General features: G+C 36.5%; 11 protein-coding genes. 5 read left to right on the forward strand and 6 right to left on the reverse strand.

Features of this window, described 5'->3' with window-relative positions; all coding sequences use genetic code 11:
• Window positions 1-47: 47 nt before the first annotated feature.
• Genes murQ through aas form a run of 3 tightly spaced genes read right to left on the reverse strand, consistent with a single transcriptional unit; the run spans window position 48 to window position 4,296 of the window.
• Complete coding sequence (gene murQ, locus A9G07_RS10680; protein WP_065735109.1) at window positions 48-959, reverse strand: N-acetylmuramic acid 6-phosphate etherase; 912 nt, start codon at window positions 957-959, stop codon at window positions 48-50.
• A complete protein-coding gene (gene lplT / locus A9G07_RS10685; RefSeq protein WP_065735111.1) occupies window positions 946-2,133 on the reverse strand; it encodes a lysophospholipid transporter LplT in 1,188 nt (395 codons plus the stop codon). Before lplT ends, murQ begins: the two co-directional genes overlap by 14 nt.
• A 15-nt stretch (window positions 2,134-2,148) precedes the next feature.
• Window positions 2,149-4,296 carry a bifunctional acyl-ACP--phospholipid O-acyltransferase/long-chain-fatty-acid--ACP ligase gene (aas, locus tag A9G07_RS10690; RefSeq protein ID WP_065735113.1) on the reverse strand — a complete coding sequence of 716 codons (2,148 nt, stop codon included), beginning with the start codon at window positions 4,294-4,296 and terminating at the stop codon, window positions 2,149-2,151.
• A 177-nt stretch (window positions 4,297-4,473) separates the two neighbouring features.
• Between aas and A9G07_RS10695 the strand changes: the two genes are divergently transcribed.
• Complete coding sequence (locus A9G07_RS10695) at window positions 4,474-5,448, forward strand: ornithine cyclodeaminase family protein (RefSeq protein WP_065735115.1); 975 nt, start codon at window positions 4,474-4,476, stop codon at window positions 5,446-5,448.
• A gap of 478 nt (window positions 5,449-5,926) precedes the next feature.
• Here the strand turns inward: A9G07_RS10695 and gpsA are convergent, their stop codons facing one another.
• From gpsA to A9G07_RS10710, 3 genes are read right to left on the reverse strand one after another with little or no spacing between them, the layout of a single operon-like run.
• Window positions 5,927-6,946, reverse strand: a complete 1,020-nt coding sequence (gene gpsA, locus A9G07_RS10700; RefSeq protein WP_065735117.1) for an NAD(P)H-dependent glycerol-3-phosphate dehydrogenase — start codon at window positions 6,944-6,946, stop codon at window positions 5,927-5,929.
• A gap of 25 nt (window positions 6,947-6,971) precedes the next feature.
• Window positions 6,972-7,442 carry a protein-export chaperone SecB gene (secB, locus tag A9G07_RS10705; protein WP_065563714.1) on the reverse strand — a complete coding sequence of 157 codons (471 nt, stop codon included), beginning with the start codon at window positions 7,440-7,442 and terminating at the stop codon, window positions 6,972-6,974.
• Window positions 7,443-7,467: 25 nt separating this feature from the next.
• Entirely contained in the window at window positions 7,468-7,908 is a 441-nt protein-coding gene (locus A9G07_RS10710) for a rhodanese-like domain-containing protein (protein WP_065735119.1), read from the reverse strand.
• A 130-nt stretch (window positions 7,909-8,038) separates the two neighbouring features.
• On the opposite strand from A9G07_RS10710, the gene A9G07_RS10715 reads away from it, so the two are divergent.
• The 4 genes from A9G07_RS10715 (at window position 8,039) to glnG (ending at window position 12,790) form a co-directional block, all read left to right on the forward strand.
• Window positions 8,039-8,542, forward strand: a complete 504-nt coding sequence (locus tag A9G07_RS10715; RefSeq protein WP_065563712.1) for a DUF4952 domain-containing protein — start codon at window positions 8,039-8,041, stop codon at window positions 8,540-8,542.
• Window positions 8,543-8,811: 269 nt separating this feature from the next.
• Complete coding sequence (glnA, locus tag A9G07_RS10720) at window positions 8,812-10,221, forward strand: glutamate--ammonia ligase (protein WP_065563711.1); 1,410 nt, start codon at window positions 8,812-8,814, stop codon at window positions 10,219-10,221.
• A gap of 74 nt (window positions 10,222-10,295) precedes the next feature.
• Window positions 10,296-11,345: a nitrogen regulation protein NR(II) gene (gene glnL / locus A9G07_RS10725; protein ID WP_065563710.1), complete on the forward strand. Its 1,050-nt coding sequence runs from the start codon at window positions 10,296-10,298 to the stop codon at window positions 11,343-11,345.
• Between the two features lie 11 nt (window positions 11,346-11,356).
• Window positions 11,357-12,790 carry a nitrogen regulation protein NR(I) gene (gene glnG, locus A9G07_RS10730; RefSeq protein WP_218060064.1) on the forward strand — a complete coding sequence of 478 codons (1,434 nt, stop codon included), beginning with the start codon at window positions 11,357-11,359 and terminating at the stop codon, window positions 12,788-12,790.
• Window positions 12,791-12,921: the final 131 nt, after the last annotated feature.

Below are 12,921 nucleotides of genomic sequence, written 5' to 3' on the forward strand. Positions count from 1 at the left end.
AATCTTTCTTTATCAGAACAGTAATATTTGTGTAATGCTAAGAAAGATTATTTGTTGCTTTGTTCTAATGCTTTACGGATAAAACCATTATTTTGTTGTAACGCTGTTTTTGCTTGCTGAGCTGTTAACCTTGCAAGAATCATTAAAATAGCTGTTTTACAATTTTTGTTACATTGACTTAGTGTTGAAATAGCCGTCTCCCGGTTACAATCGGTCGCTTGCATGACAATTGATATTTGACGTTCTACGAGTTTAGCATTAGTGGCCTCAACATCAACCATTAAATTACCGTAAACCTTACCCATTTTAATCATGCTGGCTGTGGTTAACATATTAAGTACTAATTTTTGTGCTGTACCGGCTTTCATTCTTGATGAACCGCTAACTACTTCTGCGCCAACAATTGGGGTAATGGCAATATTGGCCAAGTTAATCATCGGTGCATTGGGGTTGCAACATAAGCTAATTACTGTTGAACCCAGTGATTGAGCATATTGCATACCGCCGATAACATAAGGTGTGCGTCCACTTGCTGCGATACCTACTAAAATATCTTTTTTGCTAAAATTGATATTTTTTAGATCATTAACTGCTAGCTCAGGTGAATCTTCTGCATTTTCAACCGCTTTAAATATGGCAGGGTGCCCGCCAGCAATTAATCCAACGACTTGTTCTGGAGGCGTTCCGTAAGTAGGTGGGCACTCGCTCGCATCTAAAATACCTAATCGTCCAGAAGTGCCGGCACCAAGGTAAATTAAACGGCCATGATTTAAGAAAGCCTGGCTGATTGCATCTACCGCATTGGCTATATTAGCTAATTGTTTTTCGACTGCGATTGCCACTTTTTTATCTTCATTATTGATAATTTGAAGTATTTCAAGGGTGGATGCGCAGTCGATGTTCTCGCTCGCACTATTGCGATTTTCGGTGATCATTGCTGATAAATTAATGTTTGACATGTGATTTTAAACCTAACCATACAAACCCGATAAGAATGGCAAATAGCATACCAAAACCTACACCGATAGTAATAACAGATAATCCACAAGCTATAGCTAACGTATAAGCGCTGAGCATAATCATCATTGCACTATATTCGCTTAAGTTTTGTATTGAAATTACACTACCAGCACCAATAAGCTCTTTCCCCATTTTTTGAATTAATGCATTTAGTGGGACTAAAAAATAACCACCTAAAGCACCAATAATCACTAATAGAATATAAGAACTCGTCATATTGCTTTGCAAGGTAAATGCAATGACGGCAAACCCCATTAATATTCCTGCTGGAATACACCGTAATGTATTGGATATTGAAACCATAGCACTAGCAAGGCCAGCACCAACAACAATACCTATTGCCACAACGGCATTTAGATTTGTTGGGGTTGAGTTGTCAGTAATACCTAACACAATTGGCACCCAGCTAATTAATAAAAAGCGCAAGGTAATACCCGCTCCCCAAAATAGGCTAGTGCCGAGTAAAGTATAAAGGGCTTGTTTATTATTGAAAATGATTTTAAAGGTTTTAGCAAAATCCTTTATCATACTCATAAACTTCCACTCAATGTCTTTTCGAGCGACAGGAAGTTTAGGAATAAAAATATTTGCTATAACAGCTAGGCCATACATTATTACACAAGTAAGTAATGCAAATGTGATGTTTAAGTCAGCAATATGACCACCAGCAAGTGAGCCTAGTAAAATAGCTGCAATTGTTGATGCTTCAATTAAACCATTTGCTTTCACTAAATTATCGCCTGAGGTTAGCTCACCTAAAATACCATATTTTGCTGGTGAATAACCGGCTGCTCCCACACCAACTAGAAAATAACCTAAAAATGGATTGATATTTAGGCAAATAACAGCAGCACCTAATAATTTAATACCATTTGAGATCATCATCGCTTTGCCTTTAGACATACTGTCAGCAAATTGACCAACAAATGGCGAAAGAAGGATGAAAGGGATGACAAAACCGATTTGTAATGCCGATTGGCTCCACTCTGGATAATTGAGTTGTTTAATAAAAGCTAATATTGCAAAGAAAATAGCATTATCAGCAAAGGCTGAAAAAAACTGGGCTAGCATGGTTGCAGCCATGCCAACGGTTAATAAAGGCTGTTTATTCATAGTGAATCCTTGCTATTATTCATTTTCATCAGCCATTTTGCGTAGCGTAATAAAATCGATTTTGCCAGTACCAAGCAATGGTAATTCTTTAACCACACGAATATCTCTAGGAATGGCTAATGCAGGAATACCTAAATCTTGTGCTGCCTGATTAAGCTGTTCTCGAGTTAATGTAGTTGAAGTAGTAAATAGCACAAGCGCTTCACCTTTAGCGGCATCAGCTTTTACTGTAGCGCCATGCATGGCATCAGGATCGACTTTTCTAGCTAGCGCTTCAACACTTTCCAGTGAAACCATTTCACCCGCAATTTTAGCAAAGCGTTTTAATCTTCCTTTAATTGTTAAAAACTCATCTTTATCAATATCTACGATATCGCCAGTATCATACCAGCCTTTTTCTGCATTACCATTTTCATCAACGGCAACAGGCTCTTCAAGTACACCGGGTTTTTCAACTCGTAAATAACCTTTCATTACGTTAGGTCCTTTAAGCTGTAATTCCCCGCCATTGGTAATCCCTGGGATAGGTATTAATCTTGATTGCATACCTGGCAATAGCCGACCAACAGTTCCTGCTTTAAATGCCATTGGCACATTAAGGGCAACAACTGGTGCACATTCGGTTACGCCATAACCTTCTAAGATTCGAATGCCATATTTATCTTTCCATTGCTCACGCACCCCATCGGAAAGTTTTTCAGCACCGGCAACCACATAACGTAATCGCATAAAATCATAAGGATGAGCGTAGCGAGCATAATTGGCTAAAAATGTTGGTGTGCCAAATAGCACGGTACAGTTTTGATCATAAATGATTTCTGGCACCATACGATAATGTAATGGGTTCGGATATAAAAAGGTACGACTTCCAGAAAACAACGGTAAAAATAAGCCGGCAGTAATACCAAAAGCATGGAATAATGGCAATGCGGACATAAATCGGTCAGCCGGTGTCGGATCGATAACGGTACGAATCTGTTCAACATTTGCCAATAAACTACCATGGCTGTGCACTACACCTTTAGGATTGCCTTCTGAGCCTGATGTAAATAACACTAAAGCTTCATCATCACTTGATTGTTGTCGTTTCACTAAACGTGGAATGTATTGATGAAGTGCAACATAAAGTTTATCAACAAAAGTCAAACTACTACGCAAGTCCTCAAGGAAATACCAATTTACGTCCTTAATTTCTTCTAATAGATAATCAAGCTTACCTTTTTGAATAAATTTGCGTGAAGTAATGATCGTTTTTATTTCAGCCGCAGTAATTGCACAGGTTAACCCTTTAGTTCCTGCTGTATAATTAAGCATGGCTGGAATACGATTTTTGACTGATAGACCAAAAATAGTTGCAACAGTAATCGTTGCATTAGGGAGCAATAAACCAACTCTTTCTTTTTGTTTGGTAATCTTAGAAATAATGCAACTAACACCGATAATTTGCTTAAGCAAGTTTCGATAAGAGGCTTCGTGAGTGGTAGGATCTTGGACCATTCGCGATTTTACCCCATAACGAACTTGGGCTTCGAGCAACGCTTCAAAAAGTGTCAATTTTGGTCGGCTTGCCATTCTGGCATTCATCATAATTTGATGTAATTTTTCACCAGCAATATATCGTCGTTCGCTTGCTTTTGGTGCATCAGGCATTGGGATTGATGTTGGTTCCAATACATGAATTGTAATTTTAGGAAATAGATGACGTTTAAATAAGCCTTTTAAACGGCTAGTCAACGTAAATTCTGCACCTTCAATCCAGACAGGTACAATCGTTGCTTGAGAACGAGCAGCAACAAATGCTGCACCGTCATAAATCTTCATTAATGAGCCGGTTATGGTAATTCGACCTTCCGGAAAAATAACAATTGGTCGTCCTTTTTCAATTTCACGAACTAACCTTTTAATCGCCATTGGACTTAATGGATCCATTGGCACAAAATCAACGTAACGTTTGGCTAAACGGACTAGCCAATGATCAATGTAGCCTGCGTAGATAGCAAATACTGGTTTAACTGGTAAAAATACGCCGATTAAAATGCCGTCTAGGAAGGAAACATGATTAGGTGTGATAAGTAATCTGTCTTGTTTTAAATTATTGAGATTCCCTTGAATCTTTACATGAAATAAAATTTTTAAAAAAAACTTTAATATTTTAAATAACATCTGATTTCTCAATTTCCGTACAAAATTGTACTTTGTAATAATAATGAAAATAAATTAAATATACAAGAAAGTGAAAATTATCTATTTATATTAAACAAGAGTATTTATTTTTTTGTTGGTAAGATTAAATAATGGATAATAAATAATATGAAAATAAATATTAAATAAGGAATCGAAATGTTAATTTTAACTGCCCAAGATATTCAACAATTCTATACTATGAAAGATGCCGTTGCAGTGGATAAACAAGCACTGAAAATCTATACTCAAGGTAATAGTGAAGTTCCATTACGCATCAACTTTGACATGCAAAAAGGGCAATGTTTGATTATGCCTGCTCATATAAAAGAAAATGATGTGGTTGGCTTGAAAATTGTCTCGGTTTTTCCTGATAACCCGAAACTTGGTAAGCCATCTGTTCCCGCGCAAGTGTTTATGATCGATCCGTTAACAGGCGAAGTTTGTGCGATGTTAGATGGCACATTTGTGACCCAATTACGCACAGGCGCGGTACAAGGTGCAGCTACCGATTTATTAGCCAGAAAAGATGCTAAACGTGCTGTATTAATTGGTACTGGTGGACAAGCAGCTTCACAGTTAGAAGCGATGTTAACCGTCCGTCAATTGACTGATGTGGCGATCTTTGGGCTTGATGTCAATAAAGGCAAGCAATTTACTGAAGAGATGAAGAAACGATTCGCTCATTTTTCCGCTAACCTCTATTTTTCGAACGATCTAGATGAAGATATTCGCCAAGCAGATATCATTACCTCTGTCACCACATCAAAAGTTGTGACATTCAATGGCGATTTGGTTAAACCAGGAACACATATCAATGGAGTAGGTGCTTACACGCCAGAAATGCACGAAATACCAAGTAATATTGTTAAAAATGCTGATATTCGCGTACTTGATACCAAAGATGGTGTATTTGCTGAGGCGGGTGATATTATCGATCCAATCAATCAACATTTAGTTACAAAACAAGATTTTTATGAATTAGGTGATTTAGTTATTGATTCACAAAAATGTCGCCAAAACGATCAGCAAATCACGTTATTTAAAAGTGTGGGAACGGCAGTATTAGATGTCTATGTTGGTTATGATATTTACCAGAAAGCCAAGGAAAAGGGCCTAGGAATGAGTGTTTAAAACGCCTCCCAAAAACCACGACATATCAAAAAAAGTTGAGGAACGGGGTTTTTGAGATCTTAAATTAGTGTTAGCCTTGTTTTTATTGAACTTAGTAGCAGGTTAATCATTAAAAAAAGTTGAGGAGCGGGGTTTTTGAGATCTTAAATTAGTGTTAGCCTTGTTTTTATTGAACTTAGTAGCAGGTTAATCATTAAAAAAAGTTGAGGAGCGGGGTTTTTGAGATCTTAAATTAGTGTTAGCCTTGTTTTTATTGAACTTAGTAGCAGGTTAATCATTAAAAAAAGTTGAGGAACGGGGTTTTTGAGATCTTAAATTGGTGTTAGTCGTGTTTTTATTAAACTTAGTAACAGGTTAATCATTAAAAAAAGTTGAGGAACGGGGTTTTTGAGATCTTAAATTAGTGTTAATTCTGTTTTTATTAAACTTCATAATAGGTTAATTATAAAAAAAGTTGAGGAGAGGGGTTTTTAAAGATCTAAGACTCGCTTTTTAATTCTTGTTTTTGTGAGCGACCCAATAATGACATGGCTGCAAGTTTTGGATCTTTATGTTCGTAAAGCACTTTATAGATTTGTTCTGTGATAGGCATATCAACATGATATTTTTGAGCTAATGCCCAAACTTCTTTAGTATTTCGGCAACCCTCAACCACTTGAGCAATAATATCTTGTGCTTCTTGAATGGATTTGTTTTGACCTAATAAAATACCAAATCGACGATTTCGGGACTGATTATCTGTACAAGTAAGTACCAAATCGCCTAAACCAGCCATCCCCATAAACGTGGCAGGATCGGCCCCAAGAGCTTCGCCTAATCGCATCATTTCGGCAAGTCCGCGGGTTATTAAAGCTGTTCTCGCATTTGCACCAAAACCCAGCCCATCGGACAAACCAGCACCAATTGCAATAACATTTTTTACCGCGCCACCAAGTTGAACGCCAATAAAGTCTTTACTGCTATAAACACGAAATGATTTACTACAGTGAAATAAATTTTGGAGTTCAGTTAAAAATTGATCATCGGTTGAGGCAACGGTTACTGCTGTTGGTAAGCCTGATGCAACTTCTTTAGCGAAAGTAGGGCCTGAAATAACCGCTAATGGGATTTTATCACCCAATACTTCTCTGGCAACATCTTGTAATAGTCGACCGGTATCGACTTCAAGTCCTTTGGTTGCCCAAACAATTTTGCTATCTTTTCTTAAAAATGGTTTGATTTGTTTAAGAATGCTACCAAATGCGTGGCTTGGAACAACAATTAATAAAATTGGTGAAGCTGAAACGGCAGTTTTAAGATCCGCTTCAACTTGAAGTTGGTCAGGAAAAGAAATATCCGGTAAAAATTGTCTATTTTGTCTATCATGTTGCAAAATAGCCATCTTATCTGGGTTATGTCCCCATAATAAGGTTGAGTGACCATTTCGTGCCAGTAATATTGCCAGCGAGGTTCCATAAGAACCTGCGCCAATCACTGTCACTGCTGCATTTTTATTCATAAACATAGACTTTATTAACTAGTAATTACTGTAAAGTTTCAGTCGATTCGGTTTTAGCTTCTTGCTGTTGCAAATAGCTAATGAATAAAGCTTCAAAATTTACAGGTTCTAAATTAAGTTGTGGGAAAGTTCCTTTATTTACTAAGCTTGAAATAACTTCACGCGCATAAGGGAATAAAATATTAGGACAATAAGCACCTACACAATGTTGAATTTGAGCATCGTCAAATCCGATAAGCGAGAAAATACCTGACTGAGTCACTTCACAAATATATACAACTTCTTCTTGTTGTTTTACGGTTACTGTGACACGTAAAGAAACTTCATGCACACCTTCACTCAACGCTTGTGATGATGAATTTAGTTCTAAATTCATTTCTGGTTGCCATTGTTTTGTGAAAATTTCTGGAACGTTGTTTGTTTCAAATGAAACATCTTTGGTATAAATGCGTTGAATAGCAAATTGTGTTTCAGGTGTATTGTTTTGTTCTGTCATGATAAAACCTTATTTTAATATTATATTATTTTCTAACTAATGGTAAGTTTTCGCCGTTCCATCCAGCAATACCATCTTTTAATGTAAATACATGCAAAAAGCCCTGTTTGACTAATACTTCACCAATGCTTGCTGATGTTAAACCATTATCATCAACCACGATGATAATATCTTCTTTAAATTTTTCAATGGTTTTTGCGCTAGCATTTTTAATGTCAACGGGTAAAATGTTGTGAGATTCAGTAATATGCCCTTTTTTGAAACTATCTGCTGAGCGAATATCGACAATAACTGCGTTTTCTTTGTTGATCATACTAATTGCTTGCGCGTTATTAATTATTTTCACTTTTGATAATTTACTTTTCACGGTCATTACAATGATTGCAACGAATAACACAATCCAACCTAATGAAAGTAAAAGGTGATTTTGGATAAAAGGTATAATTTCGAGTGTAACAAAGTCCATACTTTTATGATTACCTATTATTATTAAAAATAGGTTAAGATTATAACGATATTGTCTACTGAAATATAGACCTAAAGGGAGAAATCTTATTTTAAGCTAATAAGATTTAAAAGTTTTAAGGATTGAAACTATGTTATTTAAAAGATTTATTTTGTTGCCATTCATTTTCGTTACTTTAATTTCGTCAGCATTAGCAGAATCAAATAATCTTAATACTGACGAAATACTAAGCCTAGAGGAACTAAAGGAAGATAGTCAATCTAGTTCATTAGGGTTTGATCCGAATTTAACGTGTCGAGACTTTTTCCATGAGATTGATCCAAATGCCCCTGATTTTTTTCAATATGAAAAGTGTAGGACAACCGACTATGGGCAAACATGGCCTATTGAGGTTATTTATAAAGTTGAAGGTAAATATGCTAAGCAAGCTCATGAATATTTAATTAAGACTATGGGAATGGGCGATTTGAAATTCGTATGTTGTTATTGGGAACAACTAAAACCAGTAGCAATTGTCAATCCAAAAGATAATGTATTATATGAGGCTACATTTATTTCGGAAGAAACCCTAAAAAAGGATTGGGATAAAACAACCTTTTATTTAATAATAAAAGGTTATCGAAAAGAATCGTAGATCATTCAAAAGAGTTAGCAAATTCACTTTTCATTAATGGCACCAAAATGTAACGCAAGTAGCAGTATGTTACATTTTGGTGCATTATTTTGGTGCCATGTGCATTATTTTGGTGCATTAATGTTAATTTTTGCTATTATCTAACCAATAAAAACCGTTCAAAAATAGTGGTTAAAAAATTGGCATCAAATTTGCATATAATTTAATAAATAGGCAAATATGCCTTTGAACTGAACATTTATTTTATATGTCCTCAATGGAGAAGCTACATGTCTACACAAAAAGTTTTTACACTAATAAAAGAAAACGATGTTAAATTTGTTGATTTACGTTTTACTGATACTAAAGGTAAAGAACAACACGTTACCATTCCTGTTAGTCAAATTGACGCAGATTTTTTTGAAGATGGTAAGATGTTTGATGGCTCTTCAATTGCAGGTTGGAAGGGGATTAACGAATCAGATATGGTGTTAATGCCAGATGCATCTAGTGCCGTGATTGACCCATTTTTTGAAGATGTGACATTGAATATTCGTTGTGACGTTTTAGAGCCAGCAACATTACAAGGTTATGATCGTGACCCGCGCTCAATTGCTAAACGCGCTGAAGAGTTTTTAAAATCATCAGGCATTGCTGATACTGTTATTTTTGGACCAGAACCAGAATTCTTCCTATTTGATGATGTGCGTTTTGGAACGCCGATGTCAGGTAGTTTTGTTCATATTGATGATATTGAAGCTGCTTGGAACTCAGGTACTAAATACGAAGAAGGTAACAAAGGTCACCGTCCAGGTGTTAAAGGTGGTTACTTCCCGCTTCCTCCTGTTGATTCTTCACAAGATATTCGTTCTGAAATGTGTTTAATTATGGAGCAACTAGGTTTAGTTGTTGAAGCTCATCACCATGAAGTTGCAACTGCTGGTCAAAATGAGATTGCTTGCCGTTTCAATACATTAACTAAAAAAGCTGACGAAGTGCAAATCTATAAATATGTTGTACAAAATGTTGCACATGCTTATGGTAAAACCGCGACATTTATGCCAAAACCAATGTTTGGTGATAATGGTTCTGGTATGCACTGCCATCAATCACTTGCTAAAGATGGTGTGAACCTTTTTGCTGGTGATAAATATGCTGGCCTTTCTGAAATGGCTTTATTCTATATCGGTGGTATTATCAAACACGCTAAAGCAATTAATGCTTTTGCTAATCCAGCAACTAACTCTTATAAACGTTTAGTACCGGGTTATGAAGCACCTGTTATGCTTGCATATTCTGCTCGTAACCGTTCTGCATCAATTCGTATCCCTGTTGTTACTAGTCCTAAGGCTCGTCGTATTGAAGTTCGTTTCCCAGATCCAGCTGGTAACCCATACTTATCATTTGCTGCACAGTTAATGGCTGGTTTAGATGGTATTATCAATAAGATTCATCCGGGCGATGCGATGGATAAAAACTTATATGACTTACCACCAGAAGAGTCTAAATTAATTCCACAAGTTGCAGGTTCACTTGAAGAAGCGTTAAATGCTTTAGATGCGGATCGTGAATTCTTAACCCGTGGTAATGTGTTTACTAATGACACTATCGATGCTTATATCGATTTAAAACGCCAAGATGTTGATCGTGTACGCATGACTCCGCATCCGGTTGAATTTGAATTGTATTATAGCCTATAAGTCATTATTTTATTATTTGAAGTTTTAACCACCGCTGTTTGGCGGTGGTATCTAATGAGAACGGAGTGCTTACGATGACATTTGATAATGAATCTGATGCGAATCTTGTTCTCGACTCTATGATAACCAATATTTTATTACTTGATAAAAAGCTCAATATTCTTTATGCCAATACTGCGGCACAACAATTACTAGCCCAAAGTTCTAAAAAAATATTAGAAAGTTGTCTTCCTGATTTGTTAGGGTATTTTTCGTTAGACCTTGATTTAATGCAAAATGCCTTAGATCAAAACCAAGGTTTTACCGATAGTGAAGTAAATTTAGTGATAAATAATGAACTACATATTTTATCATTGACGGCACAACTGCTTGCTAATGGCCATATTTTGATCGAAATGGCACCACTTAATAGCCATAAAAAACTAAGCCAAGAACAATTACAACAAGCTCAACAAAATGCAGCACGTGAGCTAGTCCGCGGACTTGCCCATGAAATTAAAAACCCATTAGGTGGGCTTAGAGGTGCAGCGCAGCTATTATCACGTGAACTGCCTAAAAATGAGTTGCAAGACTATACACAAATTATTATTGAACAAGCAGATAGATTAAGGAATCTTGTTGATAGGTTATTAGGCCCACAACAACGTTTACAACAAAAACAGCAGAATATTCACCAAGCTATTGAGCGAATTTATGCGCTTTTAAGTTTAGAAAAGCCGTCAAACGTAACGATTATACGTGATTATGATCCTAGCTTGCCTGAATTAGTACATGACTCTGAACAGATTGAACAGGTAGTTTTAAATATCATTCGTAATGCGATACAAGCGATTGGTTCGAAAACAGGCTCTATCATAATAAGAACGCGAACGGCATTTCAGGTTACTTTGCATGGTCAGCGTTACCGACTTTGTGCTCGCATCGATATTGAAGATAATGGACCTGGCGTTCCAGTGCATATTCAAGATACGTTGTTTTATCCTATGGTAAGTGGTTATGAAGGTGGTAATGGTATCGGTTTGTCGATTGCTCATAATATTATCGATCAGCACCATGGAAAAATTGAGTTTAATAGTTGGCCAGGCCACACAGAGTTTTCTATCTATCTGCCCATCAAACAATGAGGTTAATTGAAATGAATGTTTGGATTGTTGATGATGATAGTTCGATTAGATGGGTGTTAGAAAAAGCACTTACTAATGCTCATTTTAATTGCATCAGTTTTTCAAGTGGTCAAGAAGTGATTGATGCTTTAGTGAATCACCCACAAAAGCCAGCCGTCATTTTATCTGACATAAAAATGCCTGGAATTGATGGCTTATCTTTACTTAATTATATTAAAGAGCAAATGCCCAATTTGCCTGTGATTATTATGACGGCGCATTCCGATCTTGATGCCGCTGTTAATGCTTACCAAAAAGGTGCTTATGATTATATTCCTAAGCCTTTTGATGTTGATGAAGTTATTCAACTGGTGGAACGAGCTATTTTACAAACTCAAAGCAATAAACCGAGCAGTTCTTCTAGTAGTAAAGCTTCTACTGGTATTATCGGTGAAGCTCCATCAATGCAGGAAGTGTTTCGTATTATTGGGCGACTTTCAAAATCATCTATTAGTGTGCTGATTAACGGCGAATCAGGAACGGGTAAAGAGTTAGTTGCTAAAGCATTGCATACCCATAGTCCACGTTCGCAGTCACCTTTTATTGCACTGAATATGGCTGCCATTCCAAAAGATTTAATTGAATCTGAATTGTTTGGTCATGAAAAAGGCGCATTTACTGGTGCAGCCCAAATAAGGCATGGTCGCTTTGAGCAAGCCAACGGTGGTACGCTATTTTTGGATGAAATTGGCGATATGCCGTTAGATGTGCAGACGCGATTATTAAGAGTGCTTGCCGATGGTCAATTTTATCGAATCGGTGGTTATTCACCGGTTAAAGTTGATGTTCGTATTATTGCCGCAACCCATCAAGATCTTCAAGCGAGAGTGAGAGAAGGTAAGTTTAGAGAAGATTTATTCCATCGCTTAAATGTTATTCGTATTTTATTACCGCCATTACGAGATAGAGCACAAGATATTCCAAAACTGGCTGAACATTTTTTACGTACTACTGCCAAAGAGTTAGGCGTCGAAAGTAAAGTGCTGAGTCCTGAAGCGCTTAATTTATTATGTATGTTTAATTGGCCGGGCAATGTTAGGCAATTGGAAAATGTTTGTCGTTGGGTGACTGTAATGTCGTCAAATAATGAAATTTTTGTTCAAGATTTACCTCCAGAACTTTTACAGTTATCGGTGCCTGCTACATCTGTTAATTATGACATTAATACCAATCCTCAGCCGTTAACAGATTGGAAAACGATGCTCGAACAGTGGGCTAAGCAAGCATTATTAGCGGGCCAAACAGGGATATTGACACAAACCGTTAGTGAAGTTGAACGGATTTTATTGAAATGCGCACTTAATTTTACTCGTGGTCACAAACAAGATGCTGCCAACCTTTTAGGTTGGGGACGAAATACGTTAACCAGAAAGCTTAAAGAATTATCCGAAGATTCCAATTATTAATTGACGTAGAATTGATCAATAATCAGCCTTTAATTTAATATTATTGGCTGATGTTTTTATAAGCTAATTAATTATTGATTTTTTTGTTTATCAAAGTTCATTGAACACTTATTTATTTTTAGTTACAATTC

The organism is Gilliamella sp. wkB72 (assembly GCF_001693745.1).
Taxonomy (GTDB): domain Bacteria; phylum Pseudomonadota; class Gammaproteobacteria; order Enterobacterales; family Orbaceae; genus Gilliamella; species Gilliamella apicola_E.